Source organism: Thiocapsa rosea (assembly GCF_003634315.1).
Classification (GTDB): Bacteria; Pseudomonadota; Gammaproteobacteria; order Chromatiales; family Chromatiaceae; genus Thiocapsa; species Thiocapsa rosea.
Window position 1 is genome coordinate 3032015 of record NZ_RBXL01000001.1, and the last position, 23680, is coordinate 3055694.

Sequence of the window (23680 nt, forward strand, 5' to 3'; positions counted from 1 at the left end):
CTGTGCCCAAGTTCGAGTTCGTCGAGCGAGGTTTGTGGGTGCGTTATTCTGAACGTTGAGCGAGTAGGCATCGCCGCAAGTGAGAACTGGTAAATGTACTTCGAGATTCAGGGAAACATCGAGGACATCGAGCCCATAGCAATTGGCAACAGAATTCAGGAACTTTCTAGACTGAAGAAACAGTTTGGTTCAGGCAGGTGGCGGAAACTCAAAGGAGTCGCAAACGTCAAACTTGACAACGGGCACATTCGAAGAGCCGAAGTACATTGGTGCGAAGCGCACGGGATTGGAAAACGAAAGATGAAAATCAAGCGATTTATCGACTAATTTGCAGCCATGACTAATACCACAACGAACTTCGCCCTGTGTATCGATCCTGCCGGCGCTGAAGACCTTGAAAAGGGTAAAGTGTATCAAATCCTCCCGGACAGCAGCGCAGAGGAGGAAGGCTTGCTAAGGGTCGTCGACGAGTCTGCAGAAGACTACCTATACCCCTCGGCGGGATTTATTGTTCTGGATCTACCCCAGAAGGCGCGCGATGCTCTGAGTACACGCATATAGGTGCACATATCGCCCAACAGGCGGCTGCAGCCGAGGGAAGCATGGGGTCAAGTCTTGAAATCACGCAATGCGAGGGGGCGGATCGGGGAGTGGCCGGCCTACTCCAAACCCCGATGCCTCTCTTTGAAGGATGCCGGGAGGATGTTGCACGTCTAGCCTTTAGGAGGCGATAAGCGCGGTCTGGATCGCCACGGCGCGCAGGATCCCGATTAGGCCGCGTGACGCAGATGCAGTTCGATGTGCAGGCCCGCCGAGGCGGCCATGTTGACCAGCGTATCCAGGCTAAACAGGTGGATCTTCCCGCGCAGGAGATCGGACACGCGCGGTTGGGTGACCCCCAGTTGCTTCGCGGCTTGCGCTTGCGTGAGGCCCGCCTGGGTCAGATGGTCTTTCAAGGCCATCATCAAGGCGGAGCGCAACCGCAGGTTTTCGGCCTCCTGGGGCGTGTCCTCCAGGGCATCCCAGACACTGGTGAAACGGTCGTGGCTCATGGGGTTCGCTCCTGAATGAGATCCCGATAGCGTTGTTAGGCTAGCTGTAGGTCCGCCTGATTGGTTTTCTGCGTTTTTTTCTGGAAGGCAAGGGAAACGGGGACAGACCACGTTTTCTGCTTTCTAGAAAACATGGTCTATCCCTGTCTACCCGCTGTCTACACGTTAGCTTCTCACAGAGGTCGCATAGAAATGATGGCAGTAGACATTAAGAAAATGAGTATATCTGAGCGTCTCCGGACAATGGAAGCGATATGGGACTCGCTTTTGTATGACGACGCCAATATGCCTTCACCAGCGTGGCACGGGAGTATCCTTGCAGAAAGGAAGAAAAAAATCGATGATGGATCGGCGACCTTTTTGTCCATTGAAGAAGTAAAAGAAAGACATCAGTAGACGATGGAAATAAGAGATGTCTTCCTTCTAGAGGCAGCTGTAGCTGATCTTGAGAGTGGCCGACTATTCTATGAAGAACAGCGACCCGGTCTGGGCGACTTTTTCTGGGGCACCTTACTGTCGGACGTGGAGTCCTTAATCGTTTATGGTGGAATCCACGTTAAGGAAATGGGCTGTTATCGGATGCTTTCAAAGCGCTTTCCGTATGCCGTTTACTATGAGATTAAAGAACAATAGTGCTTACGTCGTTGCTGTTCTCCCAATGCTTCCTGATCCCAAGTAGATCAGAGGAAAACTCGAAGAACGAAGCTAACAGCAGATAAAGAGAAGCGGAACATGGGATCTTGAAATCACGCAATGCGAAGGGAGCTCGCGGAGTGCCCAGCCCAATCAAAACCCCCGATGCCTCTTGTTGAAGGATGCCGGGAGGATGTTGCACGTCTAGCCTTCGGGAAACGATGAACGCGGTCTGGATCGCCACGGCGCGCAGGATTCCGATTAGGCCGCGTGACGCAGATGCAGTTCGATGTGCAGGCCCGCCGAGGCGGCCATGTTGACCAGCGTATCCAGGCTAAACAGGTGGATCTTCCCGCGCAGGAGATCGGACACGCGCGGTTGGGTGACCCCTAGTTGCTTCGCGGCTTGCGCTTGCGTGAGGCCCGCCTGGGTCAGGGGAGACGACCCTGCTGGAGTTGGTCGAGTTGATACCCCGCTTCCCGGCGCGCGCCGACGGGGAAGGCGCGCAGGTCATCCAGTGCGCTGCCGCGGCGCCGACCCCGATTCCCCTTCGAGAACAACTTGCCAAGGCCCAGCTCAAGTAGATTCAAGGCCCTCCCAATTGCCCCCTCGCGACGCTGGATATACTATCGCTTACCTGTATAGCCAGGCCGGGCTTCAAGATCCATGCAAATCTCCAAATGGGGCAACAGTCTCGCCGTGCGTCTGCCCGCAGCAGTGATCGAGGCGCTGGCACTCAAGGAGGGCGACGACATCGAGATCGTCGTCGCCGACGAGCGCCGTTTCGAGGCCCGACGCAGTTTACTTAACTCCGAAATCCCCCCGCTAAATCGAAGAGACGAAATCGCCTAACACGGCCATCAAGCCGAGACTATACTGCGCGTCGAGCTATGGGCTTTCCGGTCATGACGTCGTGGCGCAGTATGGCGCGGCTTATGGGTGACGTTATGCCCTGTCCGAATCTATTCACTCCCGTAAGGACATTTGTTTTTTCACAATGGACATTCCGCGGATCTTCAACATCACTGAGAGTGCTCACCGCATCCACAACCCGATCACACCCGATAAGCTCGCCACGCTCGGCGCGGCGCTGCGTCTGGAATCGGGGGCCCGAGTTCTCGACCTTGGCAGCGGCTCGGGGGAGATGCTGTGCACCTGGGCGCGCGATCACGGCGTCATCGGCACAGGCATCGACATGAGCCAGTTGTTCACGGACCAAGCGAAGCGCCGTGCTGAAGAGCTCGGTGTCGCCGATCAAGTCAAGTTCATCCATGGCGATGCTGCCGGCTATGTCTCCGACGAGAAGGTCAGTGTGGCAGCCTGTGTCGGCGCTACTTGGATCGGCGGGGGAGTCTCCGGCACGATCGCGCTTCTGGGGCGGAGCCTGCGCACCGGAGGGATCATCCTCATCGGCGAGCCCTACTGGCGGCAGTTACCGCCGACGGAAGAGGTTGCCAAGGGGTGTCTTGCCAACTCAATCTCCGACTTTCTCATGCTTCCAGACCTTCTCGCGTCTTTCGGCCACCTCGGCTACGACGTCGTTGAAATGGTTTTGGCTGACCAAGACGGCTGGGACAGATACGAGGCGGCCAAATGGCTCACCATGCGCCGGTGGCTGGACGCCAATCCCGGCGACGAACTCGCGAAAGAGGTTCGAGCCAAGCTGACCGCGGAACCCGAGCGCTATGCCGCTTACACGCGTGAATACCTGGGGTGGGGTGTGTTCGCGCTCATGCCGCGGTGATGCGGTGGCACATCCGGCGGATCGTCAACGGCTGTGCCGCGCAACAGTTGGTGGCTCGTCAAGACGTGACCCCGATGCTGACCCATCGCCATGCGCGGAAGCACATTGAGCGCGGCCCGGATCTGGATACCCGCCATGCCAACCCGGCGCGTCGTCTAACCTCTTACCATCCGCAAGCTGCGAACGACAGGAGGCTTCCATGAACTGGCCGCTTCAAGAGCAACAAGATCGACTGAATCAAGTGGTGGAAGAGGCCCTTCGCGCAGGGCCTCAGGTGATCACCGCCAACGGCGAAGAGACCGCCGTGGTCGTTTCCATCGAGGAATACCGTCGGTTGCAATCTCCCTCCGACACGCTGGCGGATTTCCTGATGGACTCGCCGTTGCGTCGGAGCGGTATCCGCATCGAACGGGACCAGGCTCTCGAACGGGCTCTGGATCTGTGAGATTCCTCCTCGACACGAATGTCGTGTCCGAGTTTGCCAAGGACGAGGTGAACCCCGGTGTCCTGCGTTGGCTCTCGCATGGCGACGAGCGGACGATCGCGATCAGCGTCAAGCTGCTCAATCCCTGGAGCGAATTGCGTGCAACCGCACGATTATCAGGGACAGACTACGGCATTGCCGCCTGGCGCTCGCATTGCACCCGAGTAGGTCGGGGATGCCGAGGAGAGTCCAATGACCGTGACCAACATCCAGTCCGGGACGAACGTCCACGAGGTTGCCGACAGGATCTATCGCATCAATACGCCTGTGAACATCGAGGGTGCAGGCGGGTTTTCATTCAATCAGTACTTGATCGTCGATGATGAGCCACTGCTCTTTCACACGGGTCCGAGAAGGATGTTTCCCCTGGTGCGAGAAGCGGTGACCCGTGTTCTGCCGGTCGAGAGCCTGCGCTATATCGCCTTGTCCCACGTGGAAGCCGACGAGTGCGGCTCGTTGAACGAGTGGCTTGCTTCCGCCCCGCAGTCCTCGCCTCTGTGCGGCACCGTTGCGGCCATGGTATCGATCGGCGACCTTGCCGATCGGGCACCCCGAGCCCTCGCCGACGGAGAGGCGATCTCGCTCGGCAATCATGTCGTGCGTTGGCTCGACGCTCCCCATTTGCCGCACGCATGGGAGTGTGGCTTTCTGATGGAAGAGCGAACCTCGACACTCCTCTGCGGCGACCTCTTCACCCAGGGCGGCAGTCAGCTTCCGCCCGTCACCGAGTCCGACATTCTCGGACCGAGCGAGGCATTCCGCCACGAGATGGATTACTTCTCGCACACGAAGAACGCGCATCTCATGCTTGAGAAGCTTGCCTCGACGAATCCGGCAACACTCGCGTGCATGCACGGCAGCGCATGGCGTGGCGACGGGGCCGCATTGCTTCGCGCGCTTTCCGAGGCGCTTTCGGTATGATGGGTTCTAGGTTTGGTTCGGTCGGGCTGGAGGTGACACCTGGGGCCTGGTCCCGTGCCTTCGGGTGTGTGGCGATGCCTTTTCAGTGCTTTACAGTTACGTGGCCTCGCAGATCAATCGACGGATGCCGCTAACGAACACGGAGAAGCTGTGGGATGAGTTTCGTTCCAAGGAGAGGTGGGGCCCTATGTTGCGCGAGCCCGAAACCTTCTGATACCGGTTACCGGTCAACCGCTGGAGTTCCTGAAAGGGATTCGCGAGCCGGTCGGGATTCTTATACTTGGCTTTGCCCTGCTGGGGAGCTAGACCGTTGATTTCCAATCCCCGCTCAACCGCTCTCAGGTCGCCTAGATACCAGCTCTCCAACTCGTGGCAGGCAATGCGTACCAGGGTCTCAGGCCTGCCGGCATTGCTGCAAAGCTGCGTCAGGCGGCCTTTGATTTTGGTGCAATCGCCCTGGTCTTTGTCCCTCAGAACGACGAACAAGGTATCCGCTGCTTGCCAGCCCCGCAGTTTGGGCAGCAGGCGCTTCTCCAGATCCTGCTTGCCTTCGAATACAACGCAGCGGAAGGCGATCCCGGGCGGTAGCATCCGAGGTAGAAGCCCAGTCAACATCTCCCGTGCCGATGGCTCCTCCAAAAACAACACAAGCTGGGTCACAACGGATCGACCCCCTCGAAGAATCCTTCCTTCCACAGATAACCCATCTGATCGCCTTCCTGCATGAAGGCGACAAGTTGCGGGTCGTCCTTGGCGCGTTTTACCTTGGTATACCCGCCGTCTTTGACTAGCCAGAAAACCTCGTCGATCTGGACGGCGTTGAGAAAGTCCGGCGAATGGGTCGATACGAACACCTGTCCGCCGCGGTTCGCGTAATCCCGGAACTCCTCGGCCAATTCCCAAAGTAGCTTCGGATAGAGCTGATTCTCCGGTTCCTCGATGCACAGGAGCGGATGGGGCTGCGGGTCGTAGAGCAGCACCAGGTATGCGAACATCTTAATGGTGCCGTCGGAGACGTAGCGCGCGAGAAACGGGTCCTCGAAGGCGCCGTCCTGGAACCGCAGCAGGACGCGACCCTCCTCGGTGGTCTTGGGCTCAACGCTGCTGATGCCAGGAACGCGCTGGGCCAGCTTACTGAGGATTGTTTCGAATACCTTCCGGTGCCTTGCATAGAGATACTCTGTTACCAGGGACAGATTCTCGCCCTCCGTGGAGAGGTGATCGGCAAAGCCGGCCTCTTGCTCAGGCCGGGCACGATTGATGTGGAAGTCCGAGATATGCCAGTTTTCGATCAAATTCCCGAGTGCTACCACCGCAGGAAAGCGCTCAAACTGGGCGAGCCCCTTGATAGCGAGGATGTCCGGAGATTTCAGCCGTTGCTCTTGGCGGTCGAGTTGAGTGACAACCGTGACGGCATCCAGCTCGTTGGTGACCGCGTAGCCGTAACCGCAGGAGAAATCGAGGAAGTGCCAAGGCTGTCCGCTGCTACCTCGACGATATTTTAGAACCTCACGCTCAACCACTGGAGCGCCATTACGCTCGCCTATCGTCAGGGCGTAGGTTACCAGCGGGCTGTCGTCTCGTTCGCGGAACTTCAGTTCGATCTCGATGTTGCCGTCTTTGCCCCGACTGCGGACCTCGCTCAAACCTCGGCTTCCACCGAGCTTCACCAAGGCCGTGTGGACATTGCTTGAAAGTGCTGCCTTTAGGAACCCGAACACGCTGAACAGCGTCGATTTGCCTGTGCCGTTAGCGCCCACGAGTACGCAGAAACGCGGAATATCCAGGAACTCGGCGTCTTGGAAGCTCTTGAAATTCTTGAGTCGGATCGATTCGATCTTCATGTCTCGCTCGTTTCCAAGATCCGTTTTTCGGCCGGCATGGGGTGTCTCCGTGTAGCGAGGGCGCCTTGCGGTTTCAAAGCTCCAATTCGGCCTGGGCGCCGAGATACGGGGACTTGAGGCAGACCCTGCAGTACTCCCTGAAAATCATTTTTTATGGCAGCGTATTGCGTAATCTTTGTAACGCGTGTGGGGCGTGCATGGGGGTTGTGGTTATCTGGCAAGTGACCAGCCCGACAGGGCACCCGCCATGCATGCGCTGCCGATCTTACACCGATGCGTGAATCCGTTGCTGTCCGATATCCACGCCCTACGCCCTACGCCCGACGACGCTATTAGAGGTGTTCATGTACGTATGCGCACCTGCGAGACCGATCCGACGCCCGCCTGCTTCACCGAGGGTCGCCGGGCCAGGTGCTAGTCGACACCCTCGCGCCCCGATGTCCGGCGTCGGCGGCGTACCAGGCGGCTCAGCAGATATCCTCCGAGAATGATCACCACCATGACGGCGAACAAGGCCACCGGGCCGAAGGGGCTGAATCCTGCGACCTGGTCGTGTAGCTGCCGCATGGCGAACGCCCAGCCCAGGATGGCGAGGTAGGTTCCGGCCAAGACGACCCCCAAGGTCACCCGCATGCTGAGACCCAGCAAGACGCCGATGGCGCAGCCGACGACGGGTCCGGTCATCCAGATGGGCGACCAAACGAAGATGAAGAGGCCGATGAGCCCGTAACGGCGAATCGTCCCGTGATGGCGTTCCGCGGTCTCCCGAACTGCGCGCAGGTAAGGCCGCAGGGTTCTCACTTCCAACAGCCCGCGCCAGCTGAAGACGAACAAGGGGTAGAAGATCAAGACCAGGATCGTCTCGATCAGGAGGTTGGCCAGAACCACCGTGAGGTCATCCAGTCCGGTGGCGTATCCGAGCGACATGGCCGTGACGCGCCCGAAGACCAGGTTGGTCGCGATGACGGCCGCGAGCAACTGCGCGTACCCCGGGTACCACACGGCGGCTACCGCCAGTGCGGCCAAGGCCGCAAGAGACAGGCCGAGTGCCGCCATCAGGACCAGACCTTCGGACGTCCGCAGGACGGATTTCCACGACGAGCACATGGTGCGCACCCGGGTTTGATCTTACCTTTTGCCTGAAGGGAGCGGTGGTCCGGTTCCGAGGTTTGCCGATCGCGAAAGGGATGCCTTCGCGTGGACGGCATGGCCGACCGCCGGTCCCGCCGTCGATCGCGACACGGCGCGGTGGTATCGTTGGGGCGCCGTCTTAACCAGGCGATCCGATAACGATATCAGGGAGAACGTCCGTGTCCGAAGTCAAATTTTACTCCGGTGAATCCGTTCCGCTGGAGATGCACAAGGTCCGCATTGTCCAGAAACTTCATCTCGTCCCGATCGAGCAGCGTCATGCGGCCATCACCGAGGCGGGCAACAACACCTTTCTGCTCAAGAACCGCGACATCTTCCTGGATATGCTGACCGACAGCGGCGTCAACGCCATGAGCGATCGGCAGCAGGCGGCCATGATGGTCGCCGACGACAGCTACGCCGGCTCCGAGACCTTCTATCGCTTGGAGGATAAGATCCGGGAGATCTTCGGGACGCGCTACTTCCTGCCGGCCCATCAAGGGCGCGCTTGCGAGAATATCCTCTCCCAGGTGCTCGTGCGGCCGGGCACGATCGTGCCGACGAACTACCACTTCACGACGACCAAGGCACACATCACGCTCAACGGGGGCACGGTCGAGGAGATCTTCACGTCCGATGCGCTGGAGGTGACCAGCGAAAAGCCCTTCAAAGGCGATATGGACCTCGAGAAGCTCCGGGCCTTGATCGCGGAGCAGGGTGCCGAGCGGATCGCCTTCGTGCGCTGCGAGGCGGGCACGAACCTGATCGGCGGACAGCCCGTGTCGTTGAAGAACATGCGCGATGTCGGCCGGATCTGCCGCGAGCACGGCATCCTGGCCGTGCTCGATGCCAGCCTCTTGGCCGACAACCTCTACTTCAACAAGATCCGCGAGCCCGAGTGTCGTGACATGAGCCTGCGCGATATCACCCGTGCCGTGGCCGACCAGTACGACCTCATCTATTTCTCCGCCCGCAAGCTGGGCTGCGCGCGCGGCGGCGGGATCTGCATGAACAACGAGGATCTCTACAAGACGATCCGCGAGAAGATCACCCTCTACGAAGGTTTCCTCACCTACGGCGGCATGTCGGTCCGCGAGATCGAGGCCATCACGGTCGGTCTCGAGGAGACGATGGACATGGACATGGTCAGCCAGGGTCCGCAGTTCATTCGCTTCATGGTCGAGGAGCTGGCCCGCAAGGGCGTGCCGGTGATCACGCCGCCCGGCGGACTGGGCTGTCACATCGACGCGCGGGCCTTCCTCTCGCACGTCCCCCAAACCGAGTATCCCGCCGGTGCGCTGGGCTCCGCCCTCTATCTCGTCGGCGGCGTTCGCGGTATGGAGCGCGGCACGCTCTCCGAGCAGCGCAATCCGGACGGAAGCGAGAAGCTCGCCGACATGGAGCTGCTGCGGCTCGCCTTGCCGCGCCGGGTCTTCACCATGTCGCAGGTGAAGTACGCCGTCGACCGCATCGTCTGGCTGTACGAGAACCGCCATCTGGTGGGCGGTCTGCGCTTCGTCGAGGAGCCGAGCATCCTGCGCTTCTTCTTCGGACGTCTCGTTCCGACCTCCGGCTGGCAGGAGGCGCTGGTGGCCAAATTCCGCGCCGATCTGGGCGACAGCTTGTAGGGGGCCAACCATGTCTTCGCAGAGTGCGACCTCGAATCCCGAGGAGGCGGCGAGTCCCCTGCCGCCGGCCCCCAGCGGGTCTGTGTTCCGGCGACCAAATGTCGGTGCGGCCGACCGGCAGGCGAGGAGCGATGTGCTCCCGATGCCTGTTGATTCATCGCCACCGCTAGGCCGGGGGCTGGAGGCTGGTGGCCGGGGGCTCCCACCGCGATGAACGACTGGTCTCCAAGCTCCTGGCAGTCGCACAGGGCACTGCAACAGGCGACCTATCCGGATCCGGCGGCACTCGAGGCCGCCCTGGCGGAGCTGCGCGGCCTGCCTCCGCTGGTGACCTCCTGGGAGATCCAGTCGCTCAAGCGCCAGTTGGCCGAGGCGGCGAACGGCGATGGTTTTCTGCTTCAAGGCGGCGACTGCGCGGAGGGATTCGCCGACTGCCAATCCGACATCATCGCCAATAAGCTCAAGATCCTGCTCCAGATGAGCCTGGTGCTGGTGGAAGGGCTCAAGCAGCGGGTGATCCGGGTCGGGCGCATCGCCGGGCAGTACACCAAACCACGCTCGGCGGATACCGAGACCCGCAACGGCATCACCTTGCCCAGCTATCGCGGCGATTTGATCAACGGTCCCGACTTCACCCCGGAGTCGAGAACCCCCGATCCTCGGCGCCTCTTGCTCGGTCACGGCCGAGCGGCCCTGACCCTCAACTTCATCCGTGCCCTCTCCGAGGGCGGGTTTGCCGATCTGCAGCATCCCGAGAACTGGGACTTGGCCTTCATGGCCAATTCACCGCGCGCGCGGGACTACCGCAAGGTGGTCGAGTCGCTCGGGGAATCACTGCGGTTCATGAAGGCGGTGGGTGCCGGCTCGGGCGAGCTGGCGCGGGTGCAGTTCTTCACCAGTCACGAGGCCCTGCATCTGCATTACGAGCAGGCGCTGACACGGCAGGTCAGGCAGTTTCCGGGCTGGTTCGATCTGAGCGCCCACATGCCCTGGATCGGTCTGCGTACCGCCGATCCGGACGGTGCGCACGTGGAGCTCATGCGCGGTATCGCCAATCCGGTCGGGGTCAAGCTCGGCGGCGAGCTCTCGCCCGAGTGGCTCGAGGCATTGGTGGAGCGGCTGAATCCGCAGCGTGAGCCGGGACGCTTGGTCCTGATCCATCGCTTCGGCGCCGATCGGATCGAGCATGAGCTGCCGCCGATGATCGAGACCGTCCGGCGCACCGGCAGTCCGGTCCTCTGGGTCTGCGATCCCATGCACGGCAACACCGAGACGACGGCGAAGGGCTACAAGACCCGGCGCTTCGAGAAGATACTGGAGGAGTTGTCCCTGGCCTTCGACATCCATCGCGAGTCGGGAGGCCGCCTCGGCGGCGTCCATTTCGAGTTGACCGGGGACGATGTGACGGAATGCTTGGGAGGTGCTCGCGGATTGGACGAGGTCGGCCTGGAGCGCGCCTACGTCACCCAGGTCGATCCCCGTCTGAACTACGAGCAGGCCCTGGAGATGGCGATGGCCGTCGTGCGCAAACTGCGCAGTTGATCATCGTTGTCGTTGTCGTTGTCGTAATCGGATTCCGGACGAACGCGACAACGACAACGACAAATTCTGCGAGGGTTTGCTCAAGACTGACGGCATCGGGGACTCAATGCCTTCCAGCCCGCGCCAAGGGCATCGGACCGAAACCCGGCAACTTGGCGGTTTGGAGGATGGGTTTCGCTGCGCTCTACCCATCCTACGCGTTTATCACCAGCGCGGCATGCAGCTCCGCGGCCTGGAGCGTGTTCTCGAGCAGACTGGCGATGGTCATGGGTCCGACCCCGCCGGGCACGGGCGTGATCCAGGAGGCGCGCTCGGCGCAGGGCGCGAAGTCCAGATCCCCGACCAGGGTGCCCTCGGCGGTGCGGTTGATGCCGACGTCGATCAGGATCGCGCCGTCCTTGATCCAGTCGCCCGGGATGAAGCGCGGGCGTCCGAGTGCCGCGACCAGGATATCGGCCCCGCGGGCCTTCTCGGCGAGATCCTTGGTTCGGCTGTGGCAGACGGTGATGGTGCAGCGCGCGGCAAGCAGCTCCAGGGCCATTGGGCGGCCGACGATGTTGGATTGTCCGATGATCACGGCGTCCAGTCCTTCGATCGGTCGTCCGGTGCGCTCGAGCAGTGTCATCACGCCCTTCGGCGTGCAGGGGCGCAGCAGCGGCCGGCGCAGCACCAAGCGGCCGACGTTGTCCGGGTGGAAGCCGTCGACGTCTTTGGTCGGCAGGATGCAGTCGGTCACCGCGGCCTCATCGATCTGCTCGGGCAGCGGGAGCTGGACCAGGATGCCGTCGATCTTCGGGTCGGCGTTGAGTCGGTCGATGAGATCGATGAGGTCCGCTTGGTCGACTGTCGCCGGCAGCTCATGCATCTCGGAGTAGAAACCGACCTCGGCGCAGGCCTTGCGCTTGTTGCGCACGTAGACCTGAGAGGCCGGGTTCTCGCCGACCAGCACGACGGCGAGGCCCGGCGGGCGTCCGCCTGCCGCCAGGATGGTGTCGACGCGGTTGCGAATCTCGACGCGGATCTCCGCGGCGACGGCCTTGCCGTCCAAAATGTGTGCGCTCATCGTGGTCTCGTCATGCGATCGTTGGGCAGCATCATAGCGAGCACCGGTGCGTATGAAAACGCGGCCGCCGTCGCCCGGCGAGCAAGGGTTCGCGGTGGATTGACTCCGTTCTTCATCCGGCGTATAGTTCCGGCTCTTCGATTTCGGGATGTCTTTCCCGAAACCGGGGTATAGCGCAGTCTGGTAGCGCGCCTGCTTTGGGAGCAGGATGTCGGGGGTTCGAATCCCTCTACCCCGACCAATTGCCCGACAGGTCGCTTACGGTGACGTCTCTCAGGGCGACCGAACGCCGGCTTCGATGCGCACTCGATCGGCGCTCGTAGCTCAGTTGGATAGAGCAACGGCCTTCTAAGCCGTGGGTCGCAGGTTCGAGTCCTGCCGAGCGCGCCAAAATCAGGCTCGACAGGCAGTCAGCAGGGAAATGTAAGCGCGGATGAGCGCTATCCAGGGATCGATGTTTTGCTATGGTGGACGTAGCTCAGTTGGTAGAGCGCAGGATTGTGATTCCTGTGGTCGTGGGTTCGAGCCCCATCGTCCACCCCACCCTTCAGGCTCTGCGATCGGTCTGGACCGATCGCATTGACACACGTCTCGGGTCGTTAGCTCAGTTGGTAGAGCAGTGGACTCTTAATCCATCGGTCGTAGGTTCGAATCCTACACGACCCACCATCATCAAGGGCTTGAGCGCAAATCGCTCAAGCCCTTTTTGTTTGGTGCGATCCTTATGCAGGATCTGTAGAGCAGGCCATGCCGATGCTCGACCGAAGCCTGGCCGGCGATGAGCGTGGCGTGGCGGTCGTCGAGCCGTCGAGCCGTCATCATCGACGCTGCAGGGTGCGCAGCGGTGCATTTTGCCGGTGCGCTCATCGACTTGACGCCCCCCGCCTGCCTGACTACCCTCGCGCGAGCGACGTAAACCCCGCAACATGCATCGGTACGGCAACGGGCGGTCAGTCGGGCCTCCTGTCGGCCTCGTCGATGGCCGTCGCTCCATGATCGCCTTATTCTTAGGCCCGAGCCCACGGCCGATACCCCGGTGTATCGCTCGATCGGTCGGGCTGCGCGCGACGCTTTGCCCGCCGCCATTACCTCATCGAGAGCCAGCGTGTATCCCAAGTATTTCGGGCTTAAAGAGCCCAGCTTCTCTATTGCGCCGGATCCCCATTATCTGTTCCTGAGCGAGCAGCATAAGGAGGCACTCGCGCATCTTCTCTACGGGGCGGGGGAGAGCGGCGGCTTCGTTCTTCTCACCGGCGAGGTGGGGACGGGCAAGACGACCGTCTGTCGCGCCTTCCTCGAGCAGCTTCCGGAGGGGGTCGAGGTTGCCTTGATCCTCAATCCCGCGGTCACCGCCAACGAGCTGCTGCTCAACATCTGCGACGAGTTTCGGATTCCGGTGCCCGAGGGCGAGCGTTCCGTGAAGGCGTTGGTCGATCGGCTCAACGTCTATTTGCTGGACGCGCACGGCAAGGGTCGTCGACCCGTGCTGATCATCGACGAGGCACAGAGCCTGCGTCCGAAGGTCCTGGAGCAGGTGCGTCTGCTCACCAATCTGGAGACCAGCAAGCACAAGCTCCTGCAGATCTTTCTGATCGGCCAACCCGAGCTGCGGCGTCTGCTCGAGCGCGATGCCCTGCGTCAGATCAACCAGCGGGTGACTGCGCGTTTTCACCTGCGGCCCTTCACGCGCGAGGAGACCGGCGACTATATCCGCCATCGGGTCGCGGTTGCCGGTGTGGATCGTCCCTTGTTTAGCGCTGCGGCGATTCGACGGATCTACAGCTGCTCCGGCGGTGTCCCGCGCCTGGTCAATATCCTCTGCGATCGCGCGCTGCTCGGTGCCTGCGTGACGCGCAGCTCTCAGGTGACACCGGCCATCGTCAAGCGAGCGGCGCGCGAGGTACAAGGCGAGTCGATCGATAAGCCGCCTCGCCCGGCGGTGCGCCCCGGATTCGCCGCCGCTGCCGCATTTGTCCTCGCGATGATCGCAGGCTGGCTCGGCTATGCCTGGGTGTCCGAGGACGCCGCGGGGCTCCTGGCCGATCTTCTCACGGGTGAGCGCACCCTCTCGGCCGCAGCGCCGCGTGCCGGCGAGGGGCCGGGAGAGGGCGCTGCCCCGGAATCGCCGATTTCGCTGCTCGTTGCGTCCGACGGGGCTGCGGATGGGGCGCCGCCCGGGTCGGTCGGTCTTGCGGCCTCCGGCGAGGAGGTTCCGGGCGAAGACGCGCCGATCGACGCCGCTTCGGCGGACACCCTCCCGCAGATCGACCCTGCGCGCTTCGAGCCGGACGCCCTTGCCGAAACGCTTGCCCGCATCGCCATGCCCGAGTCCGACGCCCTGCGCCTGCTGTTGCTGCGTTGGGGTGTGGAGGTCGAGAGTCTCCCGGCCGGCGACCCCTGCGCGCGTGTCGCCTCGTTCGGACTCGGGTGCGAGCGCGGGCAGGGCGACCTCGACGAGCTGCGTCTTTTCGATCGTCCGGCCTTGCTCCGCGTCCAGGACGCGGGGGGCGCTCGGCGTTTCCTCGCCCTGAGCGCGCTCGATGAGTCGTTCGGTACGCTTGCCCTGCCGAGCGGGGACGAGCTGGCGCCGCTTGATCGGCTGAAGTCCGTCTGGACCGGCGATTACATCCTGGTGTGGCAGCCGCCGCCGACCGGGTCGGCGCTGATCGGTCCGGGCACCTCCGGGGAGTCGGTGCGGTGGTTGCGGGATCTGTTGGCGAAGGTACCGGCCTCGGGGCTTCCGGCCAGCGATTCCAATTATTACGATACGGAGCTGACACGTTCGGTCCGGGCGTTCCAGGCGTCGCGCGGCTTGGTCGCGGACGGGATCGCCGGTCCGCGCACACTCATGCAATTGCACAACGCTGTCGATCTACCCGGAGTCCCCAGGCTGGTCCGGTCATCCGACGCGTCCGAGCCCGCGAGTACGGAGCCCACGGAGCCATGAGCTATATCCTGGAGGCGTTGAAGAAGTCTCAGCAGGAGCGCGAACTCGGGCGTGTGCCGACGCTGGACACCAGCGGCATGTTCACCGAGGACAAGGAGCCGGTGCCGACCAGTCATTGGGGCTTGCTCGCGGTCGGCTTGGCGGCGGTGGCGGTGGTCATCGCGCTCTATGCGGTGCTGCGAACGCCCCCGCCGGTGCCCTTGCCCCTGCAGGCCGGCGCCGAGCCGGAAGCGGCCGCTGCGCCGATGTCGACATCCACACCGGCACTCTCGGCGGCAGACTCCGGGCAAGCCCCTGCGGATGCGCAACCGATGATCGCCCCGGATGGCGCCGATTTGCCCGCTTCCTCGCCCGGGTCCTCGCAGGCTCAGACATCGCCGCATCGCTCGGGGGTGGCGGACGCGTCAGCGCGTGAGCCGCGCGTCCCCGGTCCTGATCCGGGGCTGTTTCCGGGCGAAGCTCCGTTGTTCCCGGCAGAGCCGGATCTTTGGCTGGAACAGGAGCTTCAGCGTCAGTTGGATGCCGAGCAGGCGGCCTATGCGGAGCCGCCCGCGCCTAGACGCCGGCCGCAGCGTGCGGCCGTGCCGCCCGACCTGGTCGAAGACATCGAAAGCTTCAAGCAGCAGGTGCGTCGCGAGCAAGGGATTCCGCCCCCTTTGGAGCAACGCCAGCCGGCGGACATCCGCGGGGACCCCACCAAGCTGCGCCTTACGCCATTGCAGCAGGCGCAGCTGCCCGCTTATTTCATGACCGTGCATGTCTACGACGAGGATGTCGCCAAGCGCTTTGTGCACATCAATGCACTGCGCTATGTCGAAGGCGAGGAGACCCGCGACGGCATTCGCATCGAGCGCATCATCCCGGAGGGTGCGGTCCTGAGCTATCTGGGCAATCCCTTCTTTGTGCGTCGCTGATGATAGTGGTGAGTGGTGAGTGGTGAGTGGTTGGAAATTATTTATAAACAGTAAGTTAGTTGGCGTAAGGCGGAAGGGTCTGCGCGTTGGGCAATATCGAGTGACCTGAGGCGTCGAGTCTCCGTGTTGGATGTCGTGTCTATCCACCTGCACTCGCAACCGGCCCGCGAATTCCGTAAAGTGCGCAGCTCCGCGACCTCCTCAACCCCGACCCCGGCGCCGTTCCAATGACACAACCTAAGGCTCGCGACACCGACGCCATGCATCGCCATCTGCGCGACGTCGAGCGACTGTTGGCACGCCTTCGGCTGGTCGACACCCTGGTGCATCGCCAGAAGATGCCGCATCAGGAGCTGGTGGAGAACATTACCCACAGGCAGAACCTGGGTCGGTTGCGCCGCAAGCTCGACCGTCTGCATCCGGCGGATATCGCCTGGATTCTCGAAGCCTTGCCCGTCGAGGATCGGTTGTTCGTGTGGGATCTGGTGAAGGCCGAGAAGGACGGGGACATCCTGCTCGAGGTCTCCGACGCGGTCCGCGCGACCCTGCTCGGGACGATGGACGCCGAGGAGATCAGGGCCGCTGCCGAGACCCTGGATGCCGACGAGCTGGCGGACCTGGCCCCCGATCTGCCGCCCGAGATCATGCAGGACGTCTTGGCCTCGCTCGATGAAGAGGAGCAGGAGCAGGTCCGTGCGGCCATGTCTTATCCGGAGGGCACCGTCGGCGCCCTGATGGACTTCGACATGGTGACGGTGCGCGAGGACGTCACCCTGGAGGTGGTGCTGCGGTATCTGCGTCGGTTCGATGCGCTGCCGGATCATACCGACAAGATCTTCGTGATCGACCGGGAGGAGCGTCTGCGCGGTGTTCTGACCCTGGAATCTCTGCTGATCAACGACCCCGAGACGGAGGTCTCCAAGGTCATGCAGTCCAAGTCGATCGTGAGCTTCTCTCCGGACGACAGCGCCGATTCGGCCGCCAACGCCTTCGAGCGCTACGACCTGGTCTCGGTCCCCGTGGTGGACAGCGAGAAGGGCGTGATCGGTCGCCTGACCGTCGCCGAGATGGTCGACCATATCCGGGAGGAGTCCGAGGCCGAGATCCTGAGCAATGCCGGTCTGCGCGAGGAGGAAGACATCTTCGCGCCCGTGATCCGCTCGGTGAAGAACCGCTGGGCCTGGTTGGCCATCAATTTGGTGACCGCCTTCATCGCCTCGCGCGTCATCGATCTGTTCGAGGGCTCGATCGAGAAGCTGGTGGCCCTCGCCGCACTCATGCCGATCGTCGCCGGCATCGGTGGCAACGCGGGCAACCAGACCATCACCATGATCGTGCGCGCGATCGCGATGGGACAGGTTCAGCCGTCCGCCCTGTGGCGGCTGTTGCGTAAGGAGCTCGGCGTGGCCGTGATCAACGGCATCGTCTGGGGCGGGGTCGTCGGCGTGGCGGCCTGGCTGCTCTACGGCAATTACGAGCTGGGTCTGGTCATGACCGCGGCCATGACGCTCAATTTGCTCCTTGCGGCGACCGCCGGGGTGCTGATTCCCTTGATCCGCCAGCGGTTGGGCCGGGATCCGGCGCTCGGCAGCTCCGTGTTGATCACCGCCTTGACCGACTCGGGCGGTTTCTTCATCTTTCTCGGGCTGGCGACCCTGTTCTTGCTTTAAACCGCGTCCCGGCTAATGGCCGTGGATGCGGCAAACGTCGAACGCAGTCGAAAATCATGATCTCGCTCTGGACGCGGCTGATCACCGGGTCCAATCGGGGTCGGCGACGGAGCCGCATTCGCGGCTGTCGTCCCTCGGCCCGACCGGAGAGGTCAGGTCAATTGCCATAGGCATACTCATCCCTGCAACGCCCCTGCTTCCAAAGGCCGGGGGGGCAGGGATAGGATGCGCCGCGAGGGTCGGAATAGACCGGTCTGTCGTAGCCGTCGGTGGCGATCGCCGTGGCGACGGCACCCGCGAGTCCGCTGCCGATGATGGCGGCGTTGCGCCCGCCGAGTTCGCCGCCGACAAAGGCGCCGAGCGCAGCACCGAGGCCGCCGCCGACGGCGGCGCGGGTGCTCAATTGGTCTGCCGGCGCCGGGGTTGCCGCCATGAGCAGCGCGAAGGCCGGAGCGATCAACAGTGCAGCTTTGCGATTGGACATACTCGATTCTCCTCGTCGGTCGATTGGGTCGCGAGTATGGTTGCAGATCCAAGCTGAACCTTCGCTGAACGCTCCGCGGTCTCTTTGTTCCGTGCGGCGGAGCCCAGGGCAGGGATGGCGTTCGGTCCTGTCCATCGCATCAACCGGAGCCCGAGATGACCCTACGCCGCATCGCGGTGGTATCGCTGCTGCTGATCGGGCTCGCACTGATCGCGCTCGGATTCATGCTGCCGGGCGGCGAGCGCCTGATCCGCGAGAATCTGCCGTTGGAGACGCATGTGACGGTCCTCGCGCCGGGTGATGACGGGACTATCCTGGCCGCCACCCAAGCCGGCGAGATCTGGCGCTTCGACGGCACCGGTTGGGAGCAGGAGGATGCCGGACTCGGAGGGCGCTTGGTGCTGGCGCTGCGCGGGGAGCCGAGCCGTAGCCGTCATCCGATCGGGACGGCGACCGGACTCGTGTCCGCGTCCGGCCTTGTGCCGCCCGGCAACCCGCGGGTCAGCGATGTCCTGGGAACCGCGTCGGGCCTCTTGGCGGCGACACCCGAGGGTCTGTGGGTGCATGCCGACGACACCTGGCATCGTCCGCTCTCGGACGTCCCGCTGTATCGGCTGGCCGAGCAGCGGCGCGACGGTCGCATCCAATTGCACGCCGCAACGATCGGCGAGGGCGTCTACTCCGCCTCGATCGAAACGCTCTTGTCGCCCTGGACAGCGAACAGTCGCGGGCTCCCCGACGGCGTGAAGGCGCTTTGCTTCGCCGTGACCGAGGGCGGCATGCTCCTCGTCGGGACGGATCGGGGCCTCTATCGGCAGGCCGCACCGGGCGAGACGTGGGAGGCGTTGGCGCCGTTCCCGCGCGAGCGCCGCGTCCTCGCGCTGTATCGTGCGCCGCCGGACGCGCGCGGTCTGCAGCGGCTGTGGATCGGCACGGATGATGGTCTGTCCGCGCTCGATCTTGCGGAGACGCGCGACGCGCTCTCGGTGGCCGGCCCGCTGCGATCCTTCGATGCACTCTGGGAGCCGCCCGAGACGGGTGTGAGCTGGATCCTTCCCGTGGCGGGGGACGGCCTGATGGTCAGCGCCGGCGCTGTTTATCGTTTGAGTGCGGTGCGTTATCCGGGTTGGTACCGGTTCGTGCTGGCCGGTATCCTGTTGCTTCTTGTCGGCGGTTGGCTGTGGCTCGGATTCAACCCGGAGCCGGCCCGCGACGGCGCCTAACCCCTGTTCCGGATCGAGGTTTTATTATGGATCGCTTTACGCGAAACGCCGTCATCGGCTCGGGTGTCTTGGTCGTGCTGTTGATCCTGTCGCTGCTGCCGTGGGGCGGGATGGCGTTCGGACCGCGCATCTGGCAGCTCAATGCCGTCTTGGAACGGGATCCGATCCTCGCGGAGTATCCCTACGCGTTTAAGGCGCTGCTTTTTTTGAACGGCATCGTGACCCTGACACGCCCCTATGATGCGGACGTTTCGGTGAACGAGGTCCTCGTGGCGATCGACCCGACACTGGCCGGCAAGCCCGCCGATGATCCGGCCTTCGCCGCCGCGCGCGACCGGCTTCAGCGCACCGAGTTTCACGCGATCAGTCTGATGCTTGCCGAGCCCGACGTGGGCTCGATCGTGTGGTCGCTGGATCGGGCTTGGCTCAATCGTCGGGGGATCGCGTTCCCGGCCCCGAATCCCGCACTCGGCGGGTCGATGTAGGGCGAACGGCTCATGCAGCATTTCTATTTTTTACTCGGTCTAGGCGCTCTCGTCGCGCTCACCTTCCTGTTCAGCCTGTGGCGCCGATTCAGGCAGCGCAATCGTTTACCCTACCGTGTCGATGCCTTTCTCCTCTCCCCGCCGCAGCGTGCCTTCTGCACGGTGCTCGAGCGTGCCGTCGGGCAAGAGTATCGGGTCTACGCCAAGGTCCGGGCGGCGGACATCATCGAGGTCGAGCGCCGGCTCGATCGGCGCGCCCGCGAACGTGCGGAGGATCGCCTCGCCGAGCAGGTCTTCGACTTCGTGATCTGCACCCGGGAGTCGAGCGCCATCGCCTGCGCGGTCAATCTTGCAGGGCGCTCGCGCGTGTCTAGACGCCCGCCGAAGAACCGGCTCGACCGCATCTGTGCCGCGGCCAAGCTCCCCTTCGTGCGCTTTCGCGAGAGCGACGTCTATTCGGTCGTGGAGATCGAAGAGCAGGTGTTCTCGGCCATGCAGACGATCCGAACTCACCCCCGTGCCGAGGAGCTCTCGGCGCAGGAGACTCGCGAGGCGTTGCGTGACCTCTCGGACGTGATCGTCGATACCGTTCCCGAGCCGCGCCGCATCAAGCGCCCGGCCCATCCGACGCCGCCGGCGCCCTCTAGCGGTCGAACAACGCCGAGTGCTCCGACCCCGATCAAGCCGCGTACCCGCACCGAGCCCCGGCTGCACATCGACGAGGAACTCGACATCGGCCACGAGGAGGAGATGCCCGAGCCCCGAATCGAGGTCGAGTTCGACGAAGACCGCCCGAGGCGAGCCAGGATGTAACTCCTAAACCGCGCCCAGCGCGGTATGCGATGTTTTCGGATGGGATCGGCCCCGGAAGATTTGACAAGCGTTGGAGCCGGCGCGGTATGCGTCATGTGTTGGAATGGCTTGGCCGCGCCGGCTCCGACGACGGTCGGAGCTGGCGCGGTTTAAAGTGTTAAAAAGATTAAATTCTAAACCGCGTCTCGCCAAGATCGAGGAAGCCTCCGACGCTAAACACAAAGTGAAAATGACGCATTTCGCTCTGGACGCGATTTAGGAAGATTCAAAAAAAGAAAACGACTCGGTTGTCGTTGGCGTCATCGACAACGACAACGACAACGATAGGATTCGGGGCTCGACTTATTTTTGGCCCATCACCGATTCACGCAATCTCCTGAACCGCGTCCCACCGAGTTTTCAAATGAGCGGCGAGGTCGAAGGCACCTCGCCGTCACCCGAATCACTCCTGACGCGGTTCAGCTCGGATCGATCCAGATCTGCCCCTCCGCCACCATGAGTCGATAGGTCCGAATCGGCTCGTCGGCCGGCTCGTCCATCGGCTCGCCGGTTTTCAGGCTGAAGCGGCTGCCGTGCAGCGAGCACTTGATGCGATCCCCGTCGAGACAGCCGTAGGAGAGCGGATAGTCCTCGTGGCTGCAGTTGTCCTCGACGGCATAGAAGTGTCCGTCGACGTTGGCGACGATGTACGCCTGGTTGTCCACGACGACCTTCAGGAACTTGCCGGGCGCGATCGCATCGGTGCCGGCGACGGCGACATAGGGTTTGTCCATCGGCATCTCCTCAGCGCACCCGTTTCGCAGCCTTGCCCGAATCCAGCACGTCACGGATGCGATCCGCGGCGACCTCCAGCGAGCCTTCGCGCCCGAGATGCCAGAGGATCAGTGCGCCCGCGAACACCAGGCTGTCGTAGGTCGGACCCTGCGCGCCTTCCAGGGCGGCGATGCCCGCCTGCGCCGCAGCCTGCGCGGTCGCCAACACATCGACCGCCACGGCGATCTCGTCGCCCGGTCGGGTGGTCTGGGGCAGATCCTCGGGCAAGGGGACGGCGCGCACCGACTGCGCGATCCCCAGAGCGGTCGGGTCGACCTCGAAGGACTGCTCCTCCGACATCTGCTGATAATTGAAACAGGTGCCCTTCTGGCGCAACGAGGGGATCACGCCGCCCTCGACGCCGCGAATCAGGAGTGCGGAATGAAAACCGGCATGACGCGCCAACATCGCGTAGATGCGTGGATAAGGCTTGTGGACGTACCCGGTGACCAGGTGGGTGTGCTTGCGACCGTGGATCGGCCGGGCCAAGACCTCGACCGTGGTGATCGCCTGGCGCTTGACGATCGTGGAGCGCAGATCGACCAAGTGATGCAGCGGGGCGCAGAAGGCGCGTTGGTCGACATAGCTCCAGCCGAGCGCGGGATCGGACAGTCGCTCCGCGGCCTCCACCGGCGAAAGATCGACCGGAACCCCGGCCGCGTCCAGGATATGCCGATGGGTCACGCCGAACTTGGGTCCGACCGCGTGCGCGCCGTGGCTGATCGCCGGGACACCGCACTCGGCGAGCACCGGCATCAAGAAGGGCGACGCCGGTAGGCAGCGGTTGTAGCCGTCGTAGGGATCGGCGATGTCGACCACGTCGTCCACACCCGCCACGACATAGCCGGTGGCCTCGCGCACCGCGTCCAGGATGCCCTTGAGCTCCTCGTCGGTCTCGCGCTTCATCCGCAGGGCGATCAGGAAGATGCCGGCCTGCACCGGGTCGACCGCGTTGTCCAGGATGGCGCCCATGCCGATACGGGCCTCCTCCGTGGAGATGTCTTTGGAGAGCTCCGGACCGGTCGCGATGCGCTGGATGATCGAGCGCATTTGGGTCTTGACGTCGCTCGATGCGCTGGTCTGACTACTCATGATTGTCCTCCGGGACCTGATTGTTTTCGGTGCCGACCTGCAGATGCCTTGCTCGGACCGGGTCTCTAACGACCTGCCCGCCATTCTGGCGACTCGGGCGCGGGATCTCAACGCGCGGGAAGGGTCCGGGTTGGTGCAAGATACGGTCGTTCACCTTGCGGAGTCGACACACATGGCCCATTCGTTCCGTCTGTCGGGGTTTGCCCCGGTCAGCATCCTTGCCCTGCTCGTCCTGCAGTTGCTCGCCGGCTGCGCGAGCCTGACGGCGCCTTGGACGGCGCCCGAGGTCGCGCTGCTCGGAGCACAGCCGAAGCTCCTCGGGCTCGATCGTCAGTCTTTCCTCGTCAATCTGGGGGTCACGAACCCCAACGATCGCGCGCTTCCGATCAAGGGCCTGAGCTACCGGGTCGTGGTTGAAGGTCAAGAGCTCGCCGAGGGTTCAAGCGAGCTTGCACGCCTGATCCCTGCGGGCGGAACCGAGCGGGTCGACGTGGAGGTCAACAGCAACCTGCTGGGCTTGATGCCGACCTTGCCCGGACTGCTGCTCACCAAAGACACGCTCGCCTGGACGGTCAGCGGAATCGCCTACGTGGATGCCGGCGGCGTGCGTCTGCCCGTGCCCTATCGGCACAGCGGAACACTTGCGCCCGCGGCATTGGTCTCGGGCGCAGGGTTCTAAACCGCGTCTCGCCAAGATCGAGGAAGCCCCCGACGCTGAACACAACGTGAAAATCACGCATATCGCTCCGGACGCGGTTTAGGGGGCCAATCCGCAACCGTCATCAAACCTTCATTTTGCTCAATATTCGTTTTGGGGTATGTTTTCAGCCGTGACGATTCAACCGACCGATTTGTTTGCCGCGCTGGCTCACGAGACGCGCTTGCGTTGCTTGATCCTGCTGATGCGTCATCCCGAGCTCTGTGTCTGCGAGCTCACGCATGCCATCGGCGCGGTTCAGCCGCACGTGTCGAGACATCTTGCGCAGTTGCGCGAGTTGGGTGTGGTGACGGATCGACGCGAGGGTTTGTGGATCTTCTACCGCGTCAGTCCGGTGCTCCCGGAGTGGGTCGCCGCCGTCCTGCGCGAGACGTTCGACGCCGTGTGCGGCGAGCGGCCCTTCGTGGAGGACGATCGGGTGCTGGCCCGGATGCCGAATCGGCCGGGTGTGCCCCGCTGCGCCTGACCGGGTGTCTCGC

25 protein-coding genes and 4 tRNA genes are annotated in these 23680 nt (G+C 63.0%); 19 read left to right on the forward strand and 10 right to left on the reverse strand.

The genetic code is table 11. From position 1 onward, the window contains the following. Positions 1–770 precede the first annotated feature (770 nt). A complete protein-coding gene (locus BDD21_RS13575; RefSeq protein ID WP_120797608.1) occupies positions 771–1052 on the reverse strand; it encodes a helix-turn-helix domain-containing protein in 282 nt (93 codons plus the stop codon). 216 nt (positions 1053–1268) lie between these two features. Between BDD21_RS13575 and BDD21_RS29220 the strand changes: the two genes are divergently transcribed. Beyond that, positions 1269–1448 (forward strand): addiction module protein, encoded by a 180-nt coding sequence (locus BDD21_RS29220; RefSeq protein WP_425470282.1) that lies wholly within the window; start codon positions 1269–1271, stop codon positions 1446–1448. Between the two features lie 498 nt (positions 1449–1946). Here BDD21_RS29220 and BDD21_RS13590 read toward each other — a convergent pair whose 3' ends face one another. Both BDD21_RS13590 and BDD21_RS27835 read right to left on the reverse strand, forming a co-directional pair. Then, positions 1947–2120 carry a helix-turn-helix domain-containing protein gene (locus BDD21_RS13590; RefSeq protein ID WP_281269180.1) on the reverse strand — a complete coding sequence of 58 codons (174 nt, stop codon included), beginning with the start codon at positions 2118–2120 and terminating at the stop codon, positions 1947–1949. Continuing rightward, positions 2117–2275: a hypothetical protein gene (locus BDD21_RS27835; protein ID WP_170164644.1), complete on the reverse strand. Its 159-nt coding sequence runs from the start codon at positions 2273–2275 to the stop codon at positions 2117–2119. The genes BDD21_RS13590 and BDD21_RS27835 overlap by 4 nt, the downstream gene beginning before the upstream one ends. 76 nt (positions 2276–2351) lie before the next feature. Here BDD21_RS27835 and BDD21_RS13595 point away from each other — a divergent pair, with 76 nt between their 5' ends. From BDD21_RS13595 to BDD21_RS13610, 4 genes are all read left to right on the forward strand, one after another. Continuing rightward, complete coding sequence (locus BDD21_RS13595) at positions 2352–2537, forward strand: AbrB/MazE/SpoVT family DNA-binding domain-containing protein (RefSeq protein ID WP_120797610.1); 186 nt, start codon at positions 2352–2354, stop codon at positions 2535–2537. A 145-nt stretch (positions 2538–2682) separates the two neighbouring features. Then, positions 2683–3429, forward strand: a complete 747-nt coding sequence (locus BDD21_RS13600) for an SAM-dependent methyltransferase (protein ID WP_120797611.1) — start codon at positions 2683–2685, stop codon at positions 3427–3429. A 199-nt stretch (positions 3430–3628) separates the two neighbouring features. Then, the gene (locus BDD21_RS13605) at positions 3629–3874 is read left to right on the forward strand and encodes a type II toxin-antitoxin system Phd/YefM family antitoxin (RefSeq protein ID WP_120797612.1); all 246 of its coding nucleotides are present in this window, start codon (positions 3629–3631) and stop codon (positions 3872–3874) included. Between the two features lie 231 nt (positions 3875–4105). Further along, positions 4106–4834, forward strand: coding sequence for an oxygen-binding di-iron domain-containing protein (locus tag BDD21_RS13610; RefSeq protein ID WP_120797613.1), 729 nt, complete (start codon positions 4106–4108; stop codon positions 4832–4834). A gap of 96 nt (positions 4835–4930) precedes the next feature. Here the strand turns inward: BDD21_RS13610 and BDD21_RS13615 are convergent, their stop codons facing one another. The 3 genes from BDD21_RS13615 to BDD21_RS13625 all read right to left on the reverse strand — a co-directional run bounded on the left by BDD21_RS13615 (position 4931) and on the right by BDD21_RS13625 (position 7734). Further along, positions 4931–5494, reverse strand: coding sequence for a DUF4276 family protein (locus tag BDD21_RS13615; RefSeq protein ID WP_120797614.1), 564 nt, complete (start codon positions 5492–5494; stop codon positions 4931–4933). Further along, positions 5491–6678 (reverse strand): AAA family ATPase, encoded by a 1188-nt coding sequence (locus tag BDD21_RS13620; protein WP_120797615.1) that lies wholly within the window; start codon positions 6676–6678, stop codon positions 5491–5493. The genes BDD21_RS13615 and BDD21_RS13620 overlap by 4 nt, the downstream gene beginning before the upstream one ends. A gap of 414 nt (positions 6679–7092) precedes the next feature. Next, positions 7093–7734: a small multi-drug export protein gene (locus BDD21_RS13625; protein WP_170164752.1), complete on the reverse strand. Its 642-nt coding sequence runs from the start codon at positions 7732–7734 to the stop codon at positions 7093–7095. Between the two features lie 254 nt (positions 7735–7988). On the opposite strand from BDD21_RS13625, the gene BDD21_RS13630 reads away from it, so the two are divergent. Continuing rightward, positions 7989–9437: a tryptophanase gene (locus BDD21_RS13630; protein ID WP_120797617.1), complete on the forward strand. Its 1449-nt coding sequence runs from the start codon at positions 7989–7991 to the stop codon at positions 9435–9437. Positions 9438–9647: 210 nt separating this feature from the next. Then, complete coding sequence (locus BDD21_RS13635; protein WP_120797618.1) at positions 9648–10979, forward strand: class II 3-deoxy-7-phosphoheptulonate synthase; 1332 nt, start codon at positions 9648–9650, stop codon at positions 10977–10979. A 193-nt stretch (positions 10980–11172) separates the two neighbouring features. Here BDD21_RS13635 and folD read toward each other — a convergent pair whose 3' ends face one another. Next, positions 11173–12042 carry a bifunctional methylenetetrahydrofolate dehydrogenase/methenyltetrahydrofolate cyclohydrolase FolD gene (folD, locus tag BDD21_RS13640; protein WP_120797619.1) on the reverse strand — a complete coding sequence of 290 codons (870 nt, stop codon included), beginning with the start codon at positions 12040–12042 and terminating at the stop codon, positions 11173–11175. Positions 12043–12206: 164 nt separating this feature from the next. Here folD and BDD21_RS13645 point away from each other — a divergent pair. The 7 genes from BDD21_RS13645 to mgtE all read left to right on the forward strand — a co-directional run bounded on the left by BDD21_RS13645 (position 12207) and on the right by mgtE (position 17573). Then, positions 12207–12283: transfer RNA gene (locus tag BDD21_RS13645), tRNA-Pro, on the forward strand. A 72-nt stretch (positions 12284–12355) separates the two neighbouring features. Continuing rightward, positions 12356–12432, forward strand: a tRNA-Arg gene (locus BDD21_RS13650). A 77-nt stretch (positions 12433–12509) separates the two neighbouring features. Continuing rightward, positions 12510–12585, forward strand: a tRNA-His gene (locus BDD21_RS13655). 50 nt (positions 12586–12635) lie between these two features. Continuing rightward, a tRNA-Lys gene (locus tag BDD21_RS13660) sits at positions 12636–12711 on the forward strand. A 436-nt stretch (positions 12712–13147) separates the two neighbouring features. Next, positions 13148–14989 carry an ExeA family protein gene (locus BDD21_RS13665; RefSeq protein ID WP_211335052.1) on the forward strand — a complete coding sequence of 614 codons (1842 nt, stop codon included), beginning with the start codon at positions 13148–13150 and terminating at the stop codon, positions 14987–14989. Then, entirely contained in the window at positions 14986–15903 is a 918-nt protein-coding gene (locus tag BDD21_RS13670) for a general secretion pathway protein GspB (RefSeq protein WP_120797621.1), read from the forward strand. Before BDD21_RS13665 ends, BDD21_RS13670 begins: the two co-directional genes overlap by 4 nt. 227 nt (positions 15904–16130) lie before the next feature. Beyond that, entirely contained in the window at positions 16131–17573 is a 1443-nt protein-coding gene (gene mgtE / locus BDD21_RS13675; RefSeq protein ID WP_120797622.1) for a magnesium transporter, read from the forward strand. Positions 17574–17730: 157 nt separating this feature from the next. On the opposite strand, the gene BDD21_RS13680 is transcribed toward mgtE, so the two are convergent. After that, positions 17731–18057, reverse strand: coding sequence for a hypothetical protein (locus tag BDD21_RS13680; protein ID WP_120797623.1), 327 nt, complete (start codon positions 18055–18057; stop codon positions 17731–17733). A 155-nt stretch (positions 18058–18212) separates the two neighbouring features. Here BDD21_RS13680 and BDD21_RS13685 point away from each other — a divergent pair, with 155 nt between their 5' ends. Genes BDD21_RS13685 through BDD21_RS13695 form a run of 3 tightly spaced genes read left to right on the forward strand, consistent with a single transcriptional unit; the run spans position 18213 to position 20578 of the window. Continuing rightward, entirely contained in the window at positions 18213–19280 is a 1068-nt protein-coding gene (locus BDD21_RS13685; RefSeq protein ID WP_120797624.1) for an ABC transporter substrate-binding protein, read from the forward strand. A gap of 26 nt (positions 19281–19306) precedes the next feature. Further along, a complete protein-coding gene (locus BDD21_RS13690) occupies positions 19307–19765 on the forward strand; it encodes a hypothetical protein (RefSeq protein ID WP_120797625.1) in 459 nt (152 codons plus the stop codon). A gap of 12 nt (positions 19766–19777) precedes the next feature. Continuing rightward, the gene (locus tag BDD21_RS13695) at positions 19778–20578 is read left to right on the forward strand and encodes a DUF2726 domain-containing protein (protein WP_120797626.1); all 801 of its coding nucleotides are present in this window, start codon (positions 19778–19780) and stop codon (positions 20576–20578) included. A gap of 458 nt (positions 20579–21036) precedes the next feature. Here BDD21_RS13695 and BDD21_RS13700 read toward each other — a convergent pair whose 3' ends face one another. Both BDD21_RS13700 and BDD21_RS13705 read right to left on the reverse strand, forming a co-directional pair. Next, on the reverse strand, positions 21037–21351 hold the full coding sequence (locus tag BDD21_RS13700) for a non-heme iron oxygenase ferredoxin subunit (protein ID WP_120799917.1): 315 nt from the start codon (positions 21349–21351) through the stop codon (positions 21037–21039). A 10-nt stretch (positions 21352–21361) separates the two neighbouring features. After that, positions 21362–22483: an anthranilate phosphoribosyltransferase gene (locus tag BDD21_RS13705; RefSeq protein ID WP_120797627.1), complete on the reverse strand. Its 1122-nt coding sequence runs from the start codon at positions 22481–22483 to the stop codon at positions 21362–21364. A 172-nt stretch (positions 22484–22655) separates the two neighbouring features. On the opposite strand from BDD21_RS13705, the gene BDD21_RS13710 reads away from it, so the two are divergent. Continuing rightward, positions 22656–23162, forward strand: coding sequence for an LEA/WHy family protein (locus tag BDD21_RS13710; RefSeq protein WP_120799918.1), 507 nt, complete (start codon positions 22656–22658; stop codon positions 23160–23162). A 139-nt stretch (positions 23163–23301) separates the two neighbouring features. Further along, a complete protein-coding gene (locus BDD21_RS13715; RefSeq protein WP_211335053.1) occupies positions 23302–23667 on the forward strand; it encodes a metalloregulator ArsR/SmtB family transcription factor in 366 nt (121 codons plus the stop codon). Positions 23668–23680 lie beyond the last annotated feature (13 nt).